Source organism: Rhodoferax sp., from assembly GCF_028688795.1.
Lineage (GTDB): Bacteria > Pseudomonadota > Gammaproteobacteria > Burkholderiales > Burkholderiaceae_C > Rhodoferax.
Genome location: NZ_JAQTXM010000036.1, coordinates 25,973 through 44,159, shown reverse-complemented (window position 1 = coordinate 44,159; position 18,187 = coordinate 25,973). Strand labels below are relative to the sequence as shown.

The 18,187-nt window shown below is 56.3% G+C and carries 16 protein-coding genes and 1 tRNA gene; 8 read left to right on the top strand and 9 right to left on the bottom strand.

The features are described from left to right. From PHQ58_RS20180 to PHQ58_RS20150, 7 genes are all read right to left on the bottom strand, one after another. The coding region (locus tag PHQ58_RS20180) for a relaxase/mobilization nuclease domain-containing protein (RefSeq protein WP_300114856.1) at positions 1–1,009 on the bottom strand (1,009 nt) is incomplete at its 3' end. After that, positions 999–1,343, bottom strand: a complete 345-nt coding sequence (locus PHQ58_RS20175) for a ribbon-helix-helix protein, CopG family (protein ID WP_300114854.1) — start codon at positions 1,341–1,343, stop codon at positions 999–1,001. The genes PHQ58_RS20180 and PHQ58_RS20175, both read right to left, overlap by 11 nt. Positions 1,344–2,040: 697 nt before the next feature. Then, positions 2,041–2,130, bottom strand: a tRNA-Ser gene (locus tag PHQ58_RS20170). A gap of 111 nt (positions 2,131–2,241) precedes the next feature. Next, the gene (locus tag PHQ58_RS20165) at positions 2,242–3,375 is read right to left on the bottom strand and encodes a branched-chain amino acid ABC transporter substrate-binding protein (protein ID WP_300114851.1); all 1,134 of its coding nucleotides are present in this window, start codon (positions 3,373–3,375) and stop codon (positions 2,242–2,244) included. A 124-nt stretch (positions 3,376–3,499) separates the two neighbouring features. Further along, positions 3,500–3,811, bottom strand: a complete 312-nt coding sequence (locus tag PHQ58_RS20160) for a hypothetical protein (RefSeq protein ID WP_300114848.1) — start codon at positions 3,809–3,811, stop codon at positions 3,500–3,502. Next, a complete protein-coding gene (locus PHQ58_RS20155) occupies positions 3,808–4,239 on the bottom strand; it encodes a DNA polymerase III subunit chi (RefSeq protein ID WP_300114845.1) in 432 nt (143 codons plus the stop codon). Before PHQ58_RS20155 ends, PHQ58_RS20160 begins: the two co-directional genes overlap by 4 nt. Further along, a complete protein-coding gene (locus tag PHQ58_RS20150; RefSeq protein ID WP_300114843.1) occupies positions 4,236–5,690 on the bottom strand; it encodes a leucyl aminopeptidase in 1,455 nt (484 codons plus the stop codon). The genes PHQ58_RS20155 and PHQ58_RS20150 overlap by 4 nt, the downstream gene beginning before the upstream one ends. Before the next feature lie 23 nt (positions 5,691–5,713). Here PHQ58_RS20150 and lptF point away from each other — a divergent pair, with 23 nt between their 5' ends. The 5 genes from lptF (at position 5,714) to PHQ58_RS20125 (ending at position 10,561) form a co-directional block, all read left to right on the top strand. Beyond that, positions 5,714–6,832 (top strand): LPS export ABC transporter permease LptF, encoded by a 1,119-nt coding sequence (gene lptF, locus PHQ58_RS20145; protein WP_300114840.1) that lies wholly within the window; start codon positions 5,714–5,716, stop codon positions 6,830–6,832. Then, positions 6,829–7,935: an LPS export ABC transporter permease LptG gene (lptG, locus tag PHQ58_RS20140; RefSeq protein WP_300114837.1), complete on the top strand. Its 1,107-nt coding sequence runs from the start codon at positions 6,829–6,831 to the stop codon at positions 7,933–7,935. The genes lptF and lptG overlap by 4 nt, the downstream gene beginning before the upstream one ends. Before the next feature lie 58 nt (positions 7,936–7,993). Then, on the top strand, positions 7,994–8,377 hold the full coding sequence (locus PHQ58_RS20135; RefSeq protein WP_300114834.1) for a CbiX/SirB N-terminal domain-containing protein: 384 nt from the start codon (positions 7,994–7,996) through the stop codon (positions 8,375–8,377). Between the two features lie 18 nt (positions 8,378–8,395). Further along, positions 8,396–9,349 (top strand): CysB family HTH-type transcriptional regulator, encoded by a 954-nt coding sequence (locus PHQ58_RS20130; RefSeq protein WP_300114832.1) that lies wholly within the window; start codon positions 8,396–8,398, stop codon positions 9,347–9,349. 66 nt (positions 9,350–9,415) lie between these two features. Then, entirely contained in the window at positions 9,416–10,561 is a 1,146-nt protein-coding gene (locus PHQ58_RS20125; protein WP_300114829.1) for a pyridoxal phosphate-dependent aminotransferase, read from the top strand. A 72-nt stretch (positions 10,562–10,633) separates the two neighbouring features. Here PHQ58_RS20125 and parC read toward each other — a convergent pair whose 3' ends face one another. Both parC and PHQ58_RS20115 read right to left on the bottom strand, forming a co-directional pair. Further along, entirely contained in the window at positions 10,634–13,042 is a 2,409-nt protein-coding gene (parC, locus tag PHQ58_RS20120; RefSeq protein WP_300114826.1) for a DNA topoisomerase IV subunit A, read from the bottom strand. 183 nt (positions 13,043–13,225) lie between these two features. Further along, positions 13,226–15,205, bottom strand: a complete 1,980-nt coding sequence (locus PHQ58_RS20115; RefSeq protein WP_300114823.1) for a DNA topoisomerase IV subunit B — start codon at positions 15,203–15,205, stop codon at positions 13,226–13,228. Positions 15,206–15,315: 110 nt separating this feature from the next. Between PHQ58_RS20115 and PHQ58_RS20110 the strand changes: the two genes are divergently transcribed. From PHQ58_RS20110 to dapA, 3 genes are all read left to right on the top strand, one after another. After that, positions 15,316–16,536, top strand: coding sequence for an MFS transporter (locus tag PHQ58_RS20110; RefSeq protein ID WP_300114820.1), 1,221 nt, complete (start codon positions 15,316–15,318; stop codon positions 16,534–16,536). Positions 16,537–16,656: 120 nt separating this feature from the next. Then, positions 16,657–17,241 carry a bifunctional 2-polyprenyl-6-hydroxyphenol methylase/3-demethylubiquinol 3-O-methyltransferase UbiG gene (locus tag PHQ58_RS20105; protein WP_300114817.1) on the top strand — a complete coding sequence of 195 codons (585 nt, stop codon included), beginning with the start codon at positions 16,657–16,659 and terminating at the stop codon, positions 17,239–17,241. Positions 17,242–17,269: 28 nt separating this feature from the next. Continuing rightward, positions 17,270–18,163, top strand: coding sequence for a 4-hydroxy-tetrahydrodipicolinate synthase (dapA, locus tag PHQ58_RS20100; RefSeq protein ID WP_300114815.1), 894 nt, complete (start codon positions 17,270–17,272; stop codon positions 18,161–18,163). Positions 18,164–18,187 lie beyond the last annotated feature (24 nt).

Genomic DNA, 18,187 nt, shown 5'->3' with positions numbered 1-18,187 from the left:
CGTTGTAGGTGGATCCGAATTTCGGCCCATTGGCCAATGTGGCAGGTGCCGTAGTGATGTCTGGCGGCTGGTATGCACCAAATCGGTTTTGCAAGCGCCCCAGACTGAGCGCATAGTGGACGGCCGAGGCTTTGGTTTGCGTCGCCTTGTCCAGCATGTTGGCCTCGAAAATCAAACCTGATTTGACTTTCACCACACTCAGCCCTCTGGCGGCGCAAGCGCCGTGGAACTCTTGCCAGTTCTGCGTTGCAAGGAGCTCCGGCGCAACCCTGTTTTTGAGCCAGCCTGCCAGTGATGGCAGTCCTGCCTTGACTTCGCCCATTCGTGCCTTAACGGCCGGTGCATAAGGCGCCAGTGACTTGTCGGTTTCAAGTCCGAGCTGGCGACGCAGGGCATGCGTCAACCGCTTGATTTGCCCGTCGATGACCACGTGGGGGCCGTTGTCGTGTTGCCAGCCCTGCTCCAGTTCGATTTCTCGACAGGTTTTGTCCAACACCAGGAAGTCATATCGAGGTGGCCCAGTCAATATCAAATGGTCAGGGTGAACACGGTTGGCAATGATGTGAATGTGGTGGTGGTGATCTTTATCGCGGTGGATCGCAAAGAATGCCTGGTTGTTGGCCATGCCAACCGCGTTGAGCGCCTTGGCGGCGGCGGCCGTAGCTTGCTCAATGGTGGCCTGCTCGCCCTCCTTCCATGACAAGACCACGTGATAAAACGGATTGGTTTTGGAATTAGCCTTTGATCTTGAGGCCCAGGCCCGCGCCGTGCCATCCATCAATTTGATGATTTGGCGACGGTCGTCCGGATCAGTGGGGTTCAGTCCCTCCAGGTTGAAGGATGCAGCTTCCAGCACACCCTCACGTGCAAGGTAATTGACGGCGTCCTCCGATTCGTAGCGGCCTGGTTCTGCTTGCTCCGGACTCCTTTTCAGGTCATCGACCACATAGTTCGCTGCGCTGGCCACGGTCTTCCAGGACTTTTTCAGCAGAATGACTTTAGCCAGCATGTACCAATCCGACTGCTTTGTCTTTGCCACCAGATGCGGTTGATTCAAGCATGTCAGCGCGTTCCCGCAACTCGTTGATCAACGCCCACCATTTTTTTCGGTCTTCTGCTGTCCAGCGGCTATCTCTGGCTGGGTACAGGTGTTTGAGCATGGCTCCCAGGCGGCGAAATTCGTAACCCGCCTGCGCTTTTTCAAGGGTGACATAGACGGCACCATGCAATGCGGTGTCACGGATCAGCTGAGACACGCTGACACCCAGGGCTGCTGCACGCGCATTGAAGCGTTCGGCTTCGTCAAGCGAAACCCTAAGTTTTAAGAACGTTGAGCGTTGCATGATCAGACGGAATCATTCACCGGCTGACCGCGTTGAGGCGCCCGGACGTTGCCATGACGGCAGTGGCACTGACAGGTGAAGCCACCAGGCACATTCTTTTCATTTGCATCTCCAATCGACTAGCCGGCACGACGGCGGATAGCCAATACTGGTAAGTCGCAAGTGTGAGCGCGCGATTGAATGGTGGGGTTTGCTGCCGGGCTGAAACGGACTGGCAAAGCGAACCAAGCGAAGCGACTTTGTTTTGACAGTCCGTTTGAGCGTCGTCCAGGGGTTAGCCTTACGGCTGGGGTTGTCGAACGACATCCCCAATGAGTTGAACCCGGACTTCGGATGTTGCGATAGCGATCGTTACCCGAATGGGACAAGACAATCCGGGCGTTCTGCAGTATTGGCTTGGTTCAACGAATAGAGCGCGGGCTGAAAGCATCGCCAAAATTTCCTGGCTTGAACGCAGAAAAAAATTCGACTTATCTCAAAAACCGCATCTCAGGAGACACCGGCACAAAACGGGCACATCAAAAAGGCAAGCAACGGGCACAGTTCCGGCACAAAACGGGCACACTTCCGGCGCAAAACGGGCGCAATTTTGGGGGAAATTAAGTAATTTGCCATCAAAAAAAATTGCATCCAAAAGCGTACAGGCGAAAAAAATCCCTTGTAAGTTATTGATTTACAAGGGATTTTCTAAACTATCTGGCGGAGCAGGGGGGATTCGAACCCCCGGGGGATTTAACTCCCCGCACGCTTTCCAGGCGTGTGACTTAAACCGCTCATCCACCGCTCCGCAAGCCCTCAATTCTAACTGAGCTATTCGGCCGTTTCCCCCGACCCGCACTTTATGAAAACAAAAAAGCCGCCCAAAGGCGGCATTTTTGAGGATGAAACCGGTCGCTGATCAGTTCAGAGCAGTTTTCTTGCCAGCCTTGTACACAGACAAAGTGATGGCGGGGTTTTTCATCTCGCCACTGGTTTCAAAAGCGATGGTGTTCGTCACGCCCTTGAAGTTGCTGTCAGCCAATTTAGTGATGTAAACCTTAGGGTCAGTCGAGTTGGCACGTTTCATTGCATCGACCAAGACAAAGGTCGCGTCATAGGTATACGGGCTGTAAACCTGGAATTGGCCAGGGTACTTAGCGTCATAGCGTTTTTTCCAAGCCTCGCCGCCAGGCATCTTGGCCAAGGAAGCACCGCCGTCTGCGCACACCACGTTGTCCAGAATTTTGGCGCCATCAGCGAGTTTGGCAAGCTCAGCAGTACAAATGCCATCGCCACCAAAGTACTTGACATTGCTCATACCAAGTTGCTCCATTTGACGCAACATCGGGCCGGCCTGGGGATCCATGCCACCGAAGAAGACGGCATCAGGTTTTTTGGCCTTGATGGCTGTCAAAATGGACATAAAGTCAGTCGCTTTGTCAGTGGTGAACTGATCGTCCACAACCTTGATGCCCTTGGTCAGCGCGATTTTTTTGAACACTTCAGCCACACCCTGGCCGTAAGCAGTACGGTCATCAATCATCGCGACAGTTTTGACCTTCAGCGTATCAGCAGCGTAAAAAGCCAAGCCAGCGCCCAGCGACAGGTCATTGGCAATGATTCGGTACGTTGTCTTGTAACCTGGCTTGGTCAAGTTGGGGTTTGTGGCTGCACCAGTGACCATGGGAATACCACAGTCATGGTAAATCTTTGATGCAGGAATGGTGGTACCTGAATTCAGGTGACCAACAACGCCAGCGACCTTGCTGTCGCACAATTTTTGTGCCACTGCTGTGCCCTGTTTTGGATCAGCAGCGTCGTCTTCGGCCTGAAGTTCAAACTTGATCTTCTTGCCACCGATGACGATGTTCTGGGCGTTCAAATCTTCAATAGCCATCATCGCGCCATTGGTGTTGTCCTTGCCGTAGTGCGACTGCGCACCTGACATTGGGGCAACGTGACCGATCTTGACCACCTGCACATCTTGTGCAGAAGCCAAACCAGCAACCACGGCAATGGCTGCCGCAACGGTAATTTTCAATTTCATTTGCATAGACAACTCCAGGTTAAAAAAATTGTGAATTGGTTAATTCAGCAACACAAACGATAACGCAATTTTTACGCCAAGTGCTTAGGGTAGACACCAAGATCGCACCCTTATAGGCCATGAATCACGCTTATTTTTGTGTTTTGCCAATACTTTGTTCGCTCAATGCGTCTGCAACGGCCTGACGGACAAACATATCCATTTCATCTTGCAACCTGGCGCTAAGGTCAGACCACTGCTTGGCCACCATGGTGCGTATCAAGCGGTCAAGTTCTTCCTGCAACCGCCGCTCAAAAATCGGCTGAATCTGGCGCTGCACCAAATTGATGACCGCTTGCACATCCGGTTGTGGATTTGGAGCCAAACGGCTCAAGCTGGCGGGGTCAACCACCTCGGTCAGGGTCGGAACGAAGCGTGGCGGAGGGCGAGGGGTATTGTTCATGCGGGCGCCTTCTGCAGGTCATGACGAATCAGGTGAAAGCCCGCCTCTGCATAGTATTTCCAGCGGCCGCGGGCGAGTTGCCGATCTTGCGCATCCGGAGTCACCACCTCAATGAGTCTTTGAAACTGCTCAAACCCATCCGGCACCGATTCGCCCAAGTTCACCAAGATGTCAAAAAAAGGTGAGATGCGTGCGGACTGAGCCAGCACAACAGGCGACTTGGACACCACGGTACGGTCAGCATCCAGGGCGCAGTGCGCTATGAAGTCAGTGGGCGAAAGCATCCACAGGGCTGAGTCAAGTTGCGACAGCGCATCTGCAGGCCCAGTTACTACCACCTTTGCACCGCTGCCCACCGCTTTGCGCAGCAAGCGACAAACGTGGTTCAGCCGATCAGGCGCATTGAAGTGAAAAGCAATCTCGGTCAAGCGCTCGGTCCAGCAGGGTCATGATCCAGCAAATAATCCAGCAGCAAGCCAACAGGCCGGCCCGTTGCGCCCTTGGCCGCTCCACTCTTCCAGGCGGTGCCTGCAATGTCCAGATGCGCCCAACGGTATTTGCCCGTGAATCGTTGAAGAAATTTGGCCGCCGTGACGGCACCGCCAGCACGCCCGGCCACATTGGCCACATCGGCAAAGCTGGTTTTCAGACCCTCGGCGTAGTCCTCGTCCAGCGGCATCTGCCAGCACAGGTCTTGTGAAGACTCTCCCGCAGCCAGCAAAGCGGCTGACACCCCTGCGTCATCAGTGAAAAACCCGCTGCGCACGCCCCCTAAGGCAACCACGCAAGCTCCCGTCAGGGTCGCAATGTCCAATACAGCCTTGGGCTTGAAGCGTTCTGCATAGGTCAGCGCGTCACACAGCACCAAGCGGCCCTCTGCGTCGGTATTGAGCACTTCAATGGTCTGACCACTCATACTTGTCACCACGTCGCCCGGCTTCAGAGCACAGTTGCTGGGCAAATTCTCACAAGATGCGATCAAGCCCACCACGTTGATGTCCGGCTGAAGTTCAGCCAGGGCACGGAACACGCCCAACACGCTGGCCGCACCACACATGTCGTACTTCATCTCATCCATTTCAGCTGCAGGCTTGATGGAAATACCACCACTGTCAAAGGTGATGCCTTTGCCTACCAGCACCACGGGCGCATCAGACTTTGCCGCACCGTGGTAGTGCAACACAATAAAACGCAAGGGCTCATCAGACCCTTTGGCAACCGCCAGAAACGCACCCATGCCGAGCTTAACTACATCCTTGTGGCCCAACACCTCGACTTTGATGCGAGAAAACTTGGCCAAGGCCTTGGCCACACCCGCCAAGTGCGTTGGTGTGGCGTAGTTTGCGGGCCGATTGCTCCACTCCTTGGCCAGCTCAATTCCATTTACCGCCGCCACGGCCCGCGCAAAAATGGCGCCCAGAGCTTGCTCATCCGGCACGGCAATTGCCACTGCCTCCAAGCTGTGGCCTTCCTGGTCAGACTTGGTGGTGGTGTACACATAGCTCGCGTCAGCCAACGTGGTGATGGCCACCCGAAGCCCCTGCGCGGTGGGTTGCTGCAGAAAGCTCACGGTCATTTGACGGGCTTTAAAAGCCTTGACGAGCACCATGGCGGCGCTGAGGCCTTTGCGCATATCCGCGGGTGTGCCGTCTGCCACCTGAACCAACACCACATGGGTGGCACAGAAACCCAGGGGACGGTAAATATCTAATATTTGCCCGGCCTTGGCCTTCAAATCGCCCGATTTAATCGCTTTGGCAATCAATACCGACAGGGCGTCTTTACCCGCTTGAAAGGTATTTGTCACCAGTACCAAGGAAACATCGCATTTTTCAATGGATACGTTCGACGGCACAAAATTCTTGAGTTCAAAGTTCATAATTAGCGGTTTCCTTTGCAGCAATGTTATTCCATTCCTCCCTACGCAAAGAGTTGTCGCGCAGTTTTGGCGCCACCCTGGTGGTGCTGGTCACCGTCGTCATGACCATGACCCTGATCCGCACGCTGGGCCAAGCCTCGCGCGGCAGCTTTAACCCATCTGACGTGACACTGGTCATGGGCTACACCGTGCTTGCCTACACGCCTACGCTCTTGAGCATGAGCCTCTTTATTGCCATCATCGCCACCTTGTCCAGAATGTACCGGGACAGTGAAATGGTCATCTGGTTCTGTAGCGGCAAGGGACTGTCTGCATTGATCAGCCCCTTGATGCGTTTTTCCTGGCCGATCTTTGCAGTGATCGCAGCGCTTGCCTTGCTGGTGTTACCTTGGACCAACCAGCGCATTGATGATCTGAAAAGCCAGTACGAAAAACGCGGAGATCTTGAGCGTATCGAACCCGGCCAGTTTCAAGAGTCTGCCAATGGCGCAAGGGTTTTCTTTGTCGAAAAAAACACTCAAGGCCAACAGTCAGGCACCAATGTCTTTATTGCCACCACAGAAAACGGCAAAGAAACAGTGACATCGGCCCGCAGTGGGCGCATCGACCAGCTACCTCAAGGCCGATTCCTGATACTCAAAAACGGTCAGCGCCTGGAGACAGTCACCAAAACCAACGACCTCAAGGTCAGTGAGTTTGCCGAATACGGCACCCAAATTACCTCAGACCCACTGCCAGGCGCTGATACAGCGTTTGTTAACACCTACACCACTCTGACACTGCTCAAACAGCCCACAGGCGCAGCCTTAGGTGAGTTGTCATGGCGCATCGGGCTGATTCTGGCGGCGATTAACTTTGTGATCATTGGCATTGCCATCTCCAGCGTTAATCCGCGGGTCGGTAAAAGCCTGAACCTTGTGTTTTCGCTGTTCGCATTTGTCATCTATTTCAACCTGCTGAGCTTGGGGCAAAGCTGGATAGCCTCCAGCAAGATGAGCTTCACCACATTCATGCTTGGCTTGCACGGAGGCGTGTTCGTGCTGGCCGCGCTCTGGCTGGCCAAGGGCCACAACAACTGGCAGTGGCAAACACTGGTTGGCAAGCGTCCAGCGGCTGCAAAGTTGCCTGAGGCCAGCGCATGAAGACACTGCGCCGCCTGATTTACGGTGAGATCATTACCTCGGTGGCATTTGTCACGCTCGGATTTTTGTCACTCTTTTTCTTTTTTGACTTTGTTGAAGAGGTTCAATCGGTGGGCCGGCATGCCGCCACGGGATACCGCCTGATACACGCGCTGACCTACGTCACGCTGATGATTCCCAGTCATTTGTATGAGCTGATGCCGATCGCAGTGCTGATCGGCACCATTTTTGTCATGTCCAGACTGGCGCAAAGCTCTGAATACACCATCTTGCGCACTAGCGGCTTGGGCCCCTGGCGTGCGCTTAAAACCCTGCTGCTGCTGGGCCTTGGATTTGTGGTGCTGACCTTTGCTATCGGAGACTATGTTTCCCCCTTGGCTGACCGCACGGGACAGCTGCTTAAAGCCCGCTACACCGGCCGGCTTACGGTCGGCCAAACGGGTGCTTGGCTGAAAGAGCGACAAGACTATGGCCAATATGCGGTGAATGTGGGCGAGCTCACCCCCGAAGGCCATTTGCGAAGCGTGCGCATTTTTGAATTCGACAACCGGGGCTTTCTGATGTCGATGATGCGGGCCGACACCGCCACACTTAATGAAGACGATGCCTGGGAACTGCAGCAGGTTCACCGTACAGAGTTTCCCCAGCATGGCGCCGAGACCGCGCAAATCGAGCGCACCTTGATTCCAACCTTGCGTTGGCCCAACCGCATCAGCTCTGAAATGGTGTCTGCTGCCCTGCTCAAGCCCGAGCGCATGAGCACGATTGACCTCTTTCAATACATTCAGCACCTTCAAAACAATGCGCAAACCGCCCAGCGCTACGAAATAGAGTTTTGGAAAAAAGTGTTTTATCCCTTGAGTTGTCTGGTGATGGTGGTGCTGGCGCTGCCCTTTGCCTACCTGCACTTTCGCTCTGGCAGTATCACCAGCTATGTGTTTGGCGGGGTGTTGGCCGGCATCAGCTTCTTTTTACTCAACAACGTGTTTGGCTACATCGGCAACCTGCAAAACTGGCAGCCGTGGTTGACGGCAGCGCTGCCGGGACTCATATATTCCGTCATCTCTCTCACGGCATTTGGCTGGCTGGTTCTCAGGCGATGAGTCCGCTCAACTGCCAAACACCCTTCACTTCCCACCCTTCAACCAAAAGGTACACACCATGCATGCAACCATCCTCTTTGGCCACGGCTCGCGCGATCCGGCTTGGCGCAAACCCATCGACAGTGTGGCCGAGAGCATGCGCGAGCTTAAGCCCCAGTGCGTTGTGCGCTGCGCGTTTCTGGAGCTGACGCAGCCCGACCTGGCCAGCGTCACGGCCGACTTGGTGGCCACTGAGGTCAAACACATCACCATCGTGCCGATGTTTTTAGGTGTTGGGCGGCATGCCCGGGAGGACCTACCCGTGTTGGTCACCGCGCTTCAGCAAACTTACCCTGCAGTCAACTTTATCCTTCGCCCCTCGGTGGGTGAAGACCCCCGCGTGGTTGCCATGCTGGCCAGACTATCCCTGCCTGATGCAGAGGTCAGCGTCGCCCAAGGGTGACATGAATCACAACGCATCATGAACTTGCACCAGTTTCGATTTGTCCAAGAGGCCGTTCGGCGCAACCTGAACCTGACCGAGGCAGCCAAGGCGCTGCACACCTCGCAGCCCGGTGTATCCAAAGCCATCATCGAACTGGAAGAAGAACTTGGCATAGACATCTTTGCCCGCCACGGCAAACGCCTTAAACGCGTCACCGAGCCGGGCCTGCAAGTGCTAAAAAGCATCGATGCCATCATGCGTGAAGTGACCAATCTCAAGCGCATTGGCGAGCAATACAGTGCCGAAGACAGTGGCACCTTGTCCATTGCTACCACGCACACCCAGGCGCGCTATGTGTTACCTGAGCCAGTGGCCAAGTTGCGCCAAGCCTACCCCAAGGTCAACGTCAGTCTTCACCAAGGCTCTCCCGACCAAGTGGCGCGCATGCTGATTGACGAGGTGGCTGAAATCGGCATTGCCACCGAATCCCTTGATGGCTACAGCGAACTCGTCACTCTCCCCTGCTACGAATGGCAGCATGTGCTGGTGTTACCAACTGGCCATGCCCTTTGCACCAAAGAGCACATCACGCTGGAAGACATTGCCCGCGAACCGCTCATCACCTACCACCCGTCCTACACCGGGCGCACCAAAATTGACCATGCATTTGCCGTGCGCAAGCTGGAACCCCGCATTGCACTAGAAGCCATTGACTCAGACGTGATCAAGACCTACGTCAAATTGGGCTTGGGTGTGGGCATTGCCGCAGAAATGTCAGTGCGCGACGTGGTCGACAACGAGGCGCAAACCGGTCTGGTGGTGCGCCCTGCCGGCCAGCTCTTTGGCCAGAACGTGGCCCGGGTGGCCTTCAAGCGCGGTGCTTATCTTCGGAATTTTGTCTACAAATTCGCTGAGCTTCTGAGTAGCCGCCTCGACCGCAATTTGGTCGCCCGTGCCATGACCGGTCATGTGAATGATTATGAATTGTGAAACCTTGCGGGACAGACCGCAGCTACACGAAGTGAGCCAGCTCTGTCCTCAACTGATTAGCGCCATATGATCACTATAAATAGCAAACTGCCAAACGTCGGCACCACCATCTTCACGGTCATGTCAGCCCTGGCCACCGAGAAAAAGGCCGTCAATCTGGGCCAAGGCTTTCCGGATTTTGACTGCGACCCGGAATTGGTCAACGCCGTAACGTGTGCCATGCAAAGCGGCCTCAACCAGTACCCACCCATGGCTGGGGTACCCGCCCTGCGCGAGGCTATTGCTACAAAAATACGAGTGCTTTACGACCATGAATACTCGGCTACAGATGAAATAACCATCACAGCCGGTGCCACTCAGGCCATCCTCACCGCCATCCTGGCCGTGGTGCATGCGGGCGACGAGGTCATCGTGCTGGAGCCTTGTTATGACAGTTATGTGCCCAACATCGAGCTGGCCGGTGGCGTGCCGGTGCGGGTGCCGTTGACGCCAGGCACTTTTCGTCCAGACTTCAATCGCATTGCTGCGGCCCTCACACCCAAGACACGGGCCATCATTGTCAACTCGCCGCACAACCCAAGCGGCACAGTGTGGACTGCCGCTGAGATGCAACAGCTGGAAGCCTTGCTTGCCCCAACCAAGGTGTTGCTGATCAGCGACGAAGTTTATGAACACATGGTGTTTGATGGCCTAAGCCACCAAAGTGCAGCCAGCTTTCCCGGTCTGGCCGAGCGCTCGTTTGTGGTGTCAAGTTTCGGCAAAACCTTTCACGTGACCGGCTGGAAAGTTGGCTATGTTGCCGCCCCTGGGTTTCTGAGCCACGAATTTCGCAAGGTGCACCAGTTCAATGTGTTCACGGTCAATACCCCCGTGCAGCATGCGCTGGCGCATTTCATGAGCAACCCCGCGCCCTACCTGACCCTGCCCGATTTCTACCAGAACAAGCGCGATCTGTTTCGCGCCGGGCTAGTCCAAACGCGCTTCAAACTGCTGCCGTGTGAGGGCACTTACTTTCAAAGCGTGGATATTTCAGAAGTGAGCCCCTTGAATGAGGCTGATTTTTGCAAATGGCTAACGTCTGAAGTCGGTGTGGCGGCCATTCCGACCTCGGCTTTTTACGGCAACGGCTTTGATCAGCACGTGATCCGTTTTTGCTTCGCCAAAAAAACCGAGACACTGGAATTGGCTCTGAACAAGCTCAACAAACTTTAACGGCGACACGCCCCATCGCCCTGTGGGTCACATGAAGCGCGGATGACGCGCTACCTGACAGCACAACCCACCCTATTCCACCCGCGTGATCTTGTTGGGCTTGAAGCCCAGATCAGCCATCTTGCCCTTGCGCGCCCGCGCAGCCCGGGCGTTGTTGAGACTGCGAATTTCCAGCGTTTCATCACGTACTTTGCCACCTCGGCCAATGCCGTCAATGCGCACGCTGCGGGTGTAGGCCGCCGCACCGGCCAACGCATCCTTGTCTTCGAGGTCAATCAACATCAGGCCCCGGCCGCCATTGGTCATGGTTTTTAATTCGGCAAGCTCGAAGGTCAAGATGCGTCCACCGGTAGACGCGCAGGCCACGTGCGTCGCAATCGGCACTGACAAAGCCGCATTAGCCACCAGCGAAGGCTGGCACAGCGTCTCACCCTCGTTCACAGTCACAAAGGCCTTACCGGCTTTTTGCCGCGAGATCATGTTCGCCACCGTGGCGGTAAAGCCGTAGCCGGCCGAGCTTGACATCAGCAAACCGGCCTCAACAGGGCCAGCAAAGTAATAAAGCAGTTGGGTGCCAGACTCCAGCTCAATCAGGCTGGTGATCGGTTGGCCATCGCCCCGGCCACCGGGAAGCAGCGACACAGCCACTGAATAGACGCGTCCGTTCGAGCCAAACGCCAGCAAAGTGTCCACGGTGCGGCACTCAAAGGTGCCATACAGCGCGTCACCTGCCTTGAAGTTGTACTCAGCGGGAGCTGCACCTGATGCATTTGCGCCACCATTGACGCCCGCAGCGCCACTGAGTCGGTCACGTGCCCAGCCTTTTTGGGCCCGCACCCAGCCTTTTTGACTGACCACCACGGTGACAGGTTCGTCCACCACTTTCACCTCAAGCGTGACTTTCTTCTCAGCCTGAATCAGCGTGCGGCGCGGGTCGGCAAAGGTTTTGGCGTCGGCTTCAATTTCTTTCACCATCAAGCGGCGCAGGGTAGCGGGGTTACCCAGAATTTCTTCCAGTTTTGTTTGCTCGCCACGCAAGCCGACGAGTTCCTGCTCGATCTTGATGGCTTCCAGCCGGGCCAGTTGACGCAGGCGAATGTCAAGAATGTCTTCGGCTTGCCGCTCAGACAGGTTGAAGCGCGCTATCAAAGCCGCCTTGGGGTCATCCGCCTGGCGGATGATGGCAATCACCTCATCAATGTTCAGCAGCACCAGCGCCCTGCCCTCCAGGATGTGGATGCGATCCAGCACCTTGGCGAGGCGGTGGCGCGTACGGCGCTCAATGGTGGTCTGCCTGAAGGCAATCCACTCAGTGAACATCTGGCGCAGCGACTTTTGCGTGGGCCGCCCATCGAGCCCAATCATGGTCAGGTTGATTGGGTTTGACGATTCCAGGCTGGTGTGGGCCAGCAACGTGTTGATGAGTTCCTGCTGGCCGACTTTGCTGGTTTTGGGCTCGCACACCAGGCGCACGGCGGCATCTTTGCTGGACTCGTCACGCACAACATCTAGCACCGACAGCACAGAGGCCTTTAGCTGGTTTTGCTCCAGCGACAAGGCTTTTTTGCCGGTCTTGATTTTAGGGTTGGTGAGCTCTTCAATTTCTTCCAGCACGCGCTGGGTGCTGACGCCGGGTGGCAGCTCGGTCACCACCAGTTGCCACTGACCACGCGCCAGTTCCTCAATCTTCCAGCGGGCTCGGCATTTGAGCGAGCCACGGCCAGAACGGTACGCATCGGCAATGTCAGCCGTGCTGCTGATGATCTGGCCACCACCGGGAAAATCGGGGCCGGGCACCAACGCAAACAGTTCGTCGTCGGACAGGTTGGGCGACTTGATCAGGGCCACACAGGCATCGGCCACTTCGCGCAGGTTGTGGCTGGGAATTTCGGTGGCTAAACCGACCGCAATGCCGCTGGCGCCGTTGAGCAGGGCAAACGGCAGGCGCGCCGGCAGCTGGCGGGGTTCCTCAGTTGACCCATCGTAATTAGGGGTGAAGTCGACCGTGCCTTCGTCAATTTCATCGAGCAACAGGCTGGTGATTTTGGCAAGACGCGCCTCGGTGTAACGCATGGCGGCGGCGCCGTCACCGTCACGGCTGCCAAAGTTACCCTGGCCGTCAACCAACGGGTAGCGCAACGAGAAGTCCTGCGCCATGCGGACCGCAGCGTCATACACCGACGAGTCCCCGTGCGGGTGAAAACGGCCCAGCACATCGCCCACCACACGGGCGCATTTGACCGGTTTGGCCGCTGTGTTGCCATTGGCCCCGCCAAATCCCAGGCCCATGCGGCTCATGGAATACAAAATACGCCGCTGCACGGGCTTTTGGCCGTCGGTGACGTCCGGCAAGGCACGGCCCTTGACCACGCTCAGGGCATATTCAAGGTAGGCGCGCTGGGCGTAGGTAGCCAGGTTCAGCGCGTCGTCGCCCTCTGGCTGGGCGGGTGTCGGCAGATCAAAAATCAGTTCATCAGTCATAAGAGATACAAAACAGGTTTATGTCTTCAAAAAATCACAGTGAATTCAGCATCGGCGAACGGTCGCGGTGTCACCCGTGAGGCGGTCTGGGCAACTCGCTAAACGAATCTGCATTTGATATATTTATAACAAATCAGCCTCTAGACCTTATATATATTGCGCAAGTAGCTATGCAATAAATAGCTAAACATCCAAATCCACCGAGTCGCCATGCAACTCCATCAACTCCCGGCGTGCGCCCGCCTCGCCCTTGCCCATCAATTTGGTCATGAGTTCAGACGTCTGCAAAACACTCTGGCTGCCCAAATGCACCGGCAACAAGCGCCGCGTGTCCGGGTTTAGCGTGGTGTCCCACAACTGCTCAGCATTCATCTCACCCAGGCCTTTGAAGCGGCTGATAGACCAGGCGCCTTCGCGCACTCCCTCTTTGCGCAGCTTGTCCAGAATGGCTGTGAGTTCGCCTTCATCTAGCGCGTAGGCCTTGGACGCCGGTTTTTTACCGCGGGCCGGCGCGTCGACTCGGTACAAGGGCGGACGCGCCACGTACACATGACCGGTGTCGATGAGCTTGGGAAAGTGTTTGAAAAACAGCGTGAGCAACAGCACCTGAATGTGTGAGCCGTCTACGTCGGCGTCGCTCAAAATGCAAATCTTGCCGTATCGCAGGCCAGTTAAATCCGGCGTGTCATCCGGCCCATGCGGGTCGACACCTATGGCCACGGAAATGTCATGGATTTCATTGTTGGCAAAGAGGCGGTCCCGGTCCACTTCCCAGGTGTTTAGCACCTTGCCGCGCAAGGGCAAAATCGCCTGGCTTTCCTTGTTTCGGCCCATCTTGGCGCTACCACCAGCCGAGTCGCCTTCGACCAGGAAGACCTCGTTCTCTGCTATGTCGCGGCTCTCACAGTCGGTCAATTTGCCGGGCAGCACAGCCACGCCGGAGCCTTTGCGTTTTTCAACTTTTTGTCCAGCTTTTTGGCGACTTTGCGCGGCCTTGATGGCAATTTCGGCCAGCTTTTTGCCGTATTCAACGTTCTGGTTCAACCACAGTTCCAGTGCCGGGCGCACAAAGCCGGACACCAAACGCACCGCATCGCGCGAATTCAGGCGTTCTTTGATCTGGCCCTGAAACTGCGGGTCAAGCACTTTGGTAGAGAGCACATAACTGGCCCTGGCAAAAACGTCGTCGGGCAGCAATTTGACGCCTTTGGGCAAGAGCGAATGCAGCTCCACAAAACTCTTGACGGCGGTGTAGAGGCCATCGCGCAAACCAGACTCGTGTGTGCCGCCAGCGCTGGTGGGAATCAGGTTGACATAGCTTTCACGCACCGGCTGGCCGTCTTCGGTGAAGGCAACGCACCAGGTGGCACCTTCACCATCGGCAAAACTGTCGTTCTGAGCGTCGGCGAAACCCTCGCCTTCAAACAGGGGAATGACGGGCTCGCCAGAAAGCGTCTGAGTCAGGTAGTCGCGCAGGCCGCCTTTGAACACCCAGGTTTTCGTTTCTTTGGTTTTCTCTTGCACCAGCGTCACGGTCACGCCTGGCATCAACACGGCCTTGCTGCGCAGCAAGTGTTCCAGATGTGCCATGGGCCAGGTCAAGGTCTCAAAGTATTTGCCATCGGGCCAAACGCGCACCGTGGTGCCTGATTTGCGGTCACCCTCACCTGCGGGGCGAATCACCAGCGGCTCGATCACGTCGCCGCCGGCAAACACCAAGCGCGCCACCTGGCCTTCGCGGTAGGTGGTGGCATCCAGACGCAATGCCAAGGCATTGGTCACGCTGACACCCACGCCGTGCAGGCCGCCCGAGAAGCTGTAAGCCCCGCCTTTGCCTTTGTCGAACTTGCCGCCAGCATGCAACTGGGTGAACACCAGCTCAATCACCGGCGCGTGTTCGGTGGGGTGCATGCCAAACGGGATGCCGCGCCCGTCGTCTTCCACGGTGATGGAGCCATCGTCATGCACGATCACCTTGATTTTTTTGCCATGCCCGGCCAATGCTTCGTCGGCGGCGTTGTCCAGCACTTCCTGGATCACGTGAGCCGGGTTGTCGGTGCGGGTGTACATGCCCGGACGCTGTTTGACTGGCTCCAGGCCTTTCAGGACACGGATTGAATTTTCGGAATACTCGGGGTTTTCAGGGGTGGTTTTGGTGGCCATAGCGGCGCATTGTAATCATCAGGGCAAAAAATCACTGTATGCCCAAACAGCCTTGTCGCGCGAGTGACGGTCCTGTACTTCCAGCCTGACCGTTTCGGTATATTCCATACATGCCACACCACCCAAAATCGCTTTCCATCAACCAGGTTCTCATCTGCGGTGCCGCCATCGTGACCGTGTCCATGGGCATTCGGCATGGCTTTGGCCTGTGGTTGCAGCCGATCACGCAAGACCAGAACTGGAGCCGCGAGACCTTTGCTTTCGCCATTGCCATCCAGAACCTGGTGTGGGGGTTTTCTGGCATTTTTGCTGGCATGCTGGCCGACCGTTTTGGGGCTTTCCGGGTCATTGTCGCGGGTGCGCTACTTTACGCCCTGGGCCTGTATGGCATGGCACACGCCACGTCAGCGCTGGGGTTTTCCTTGACAGCCGGCGTGTTGATTGGTATGGCCCAAGCCGGCACCACCTATGCCATCATTTACGGCGTGATTGGCCGCAACATCAGCGCCAACCGGCGCTCCTGGGCCATGGGCATTGCCGCCGCAGCAGGCTCGTTTGGTCAGTTTTTGATGGTGCCCACCGAAGGCTTTCTGATTGACCATTTCGGCTGGCAACAAGCTCTGGTAACGCTGGCTGTCGCCGCGCTGTTGATGATGCCGCTGGCCTGGGGCTTGCGCGAGCCGCATTTTCGCGGTGGTGCTGGCCATTTTCGCGAGCAATCCATCATGCAGGCGCTGCGTGAGGCGTTTCAATACCGCAGCTTTCAATTGCTGATGGCCGGCTACTTTGTGTGTGGGTTTCAGGTGGTGTTCATTGGCGTACACATGCCAAGCTACCTGAAAGACCACGGCCTGGCGCCTCAGGTGGCCAGTTATTCGCTGGCGTTGATTGGGTTGTTCAATGTGTTTGGCACCTACGCGTCAGGCGTTTTGGGGCAGCGCATGCAAAAGAAAAACATCCTGGCGTTCATCTATTTCACCCGAGCCGTGGTCATCAGCATCTTTTTACTGGTGCCGCTAACACCTATGAGTGTCTATGTGTTCTCTGCGGTCATGGGCTTGCTTTGGCTGTCTACGGTCCCACCTACCAACGCTGCTGTGGCGCAGATTTTTGGCGTAGCGCATCTTTCCATGCTAAGCGGTTTTGTGTTCTTCAGTCACCAGATCGGATCCTTCATGGGGGTCTGGTTGGGAGGCTTCTTGTATGACCGCACGGGCAGCTACGACATTGTCTGGTACATCGCCATTGGTTTGGGTGTGCTGGCGTCATTGGTGAACCTGCCGATCAAAGAGGCTGCAATTATTCGCGCACCTTTGCCGCAGGGTGCATAGGGTTATGAAGCCACTTCAAAAAGCGCTTCTATTCACGTCCCTGGCTGCCATATTGGCTCTGGTGTTTTCCCTGTACGCCCGCCCGGACTTCGCAATGACCATAGCCAACCAGATATGGGGATGTTTTTGATAGCGCTACACGCCAACCCAGAGCCTTCCGAGTGGGTGCAACGCTGGAGCCATCTGGTACAGCCACGTGCGCGCCTGCTCGATGTTGCCTGCGGTAGCGGCCGCCACATGGCATGGTTTGCCGCTCTTGGCTGCCATGTCACCGGTGTGGATCGATCAGCGGAAGCTATCAAAGAAGCCAGCCAATATGGCGCAGTGCTGCAAGCTGACATTGAGAATGACCCCTGGCCCTTGGTCACAGCCGGTCAACCCCAGCCATTTGATGTGGTGCTGGTGACCAATTACCTTTGGCGGCCGCTGTTTCCAACCTTGCTGCGCAGCCTGGCGCCAGGCGGCCTGCTACTTTACGAAACCTTTGCCAGCGGCAATGAAACAGTCGGCAAACCTTCTCGACCTGATTTTTTGCTACAACCCGGCGAACTGCTACAGCGCTGCCAGAGCTTGCAAATCGTCGCCTTTGAAGAGGGATTCCTGCCGCGCCCAGAGCGTTTTACCCAGCGCATCGCCGCCTTTAAGCCAACCGATACAGGCAGCACAATGCAGCAGCCAACGCGTCACCTACTCTCGCTAAAATAAGCGGCTAACCTATCACCGGCCCATCAAGATGACACTTTCCCAGCGCCCCATCACCGGCAGCATCGTTGCCCTGGTCACTCCCATGCTTGCCGACGGCAACGTCGACTACCCGGCTCTGCGAAAGCTGATCGATTGGCACATAGCCGAAGGCACAGACTGCATCGGCGTGGTAGGTACCACCGGCGAGTCGCCAACCGTGAGCGCACAGGAAAACTGCGAAATCATTCGAGTAGCAGTCGAGCAGTCAGCCGGCCGGGTGCCGATCATGGCGGGTTGTGGTTCCAACTGCACGGCAGAAGCCATTGAGTACGCCAGATTTGCAAAATCAGTCGGCGCAGACTGCCAGCTTCAGGTCGTGCCTTACTACAACAAGCCAACACAAGAAGGCCAGTTTCAACACTTCAAGGCGATTGCAGAAGCCGTTGACTTGCCCCTGATTTTGTACAACGTGCCAGGCCGCTCAGTGGCCGACATGTTGCCAGAAACAGTGTTGCGCCTGGCAGAAGTGCCCGGCATCGTCGGCATCAAGGAAGCCACCGGCGACATTGGGCGAGCCCAATGGCTGATCAAGCAAGCACCAAAAAACTTTGCCATCTACTCAGGCGACGACCCAACAGCCGTGGCGCTGATGCTTTGCGGCGGCCACGGCAACATCAGCGTGACAGCCAACGTGGCGCCACGCCTGATGCACGAATTGTGCGTGGCAGCCATTGCCGGCGATGTCAAACGCGCCATGGAAATTCAATTCAAGGTGTTGCCGCTGCACAAGCACCTGTTTGTAGAAGCTAACCCCATTCCAGTGAAATGGGCTGTAGCCCGCATGGGTCTGTGCGGCGGTACGCTGCGACTGCCCATGACTGAACTGACAACAGCCAATGAGGCGGTGGTTGAAGCTGCTTTGCGCGACGTTGGCTTGATCTAAGCCCTCCCTTTTTATTCGATCATT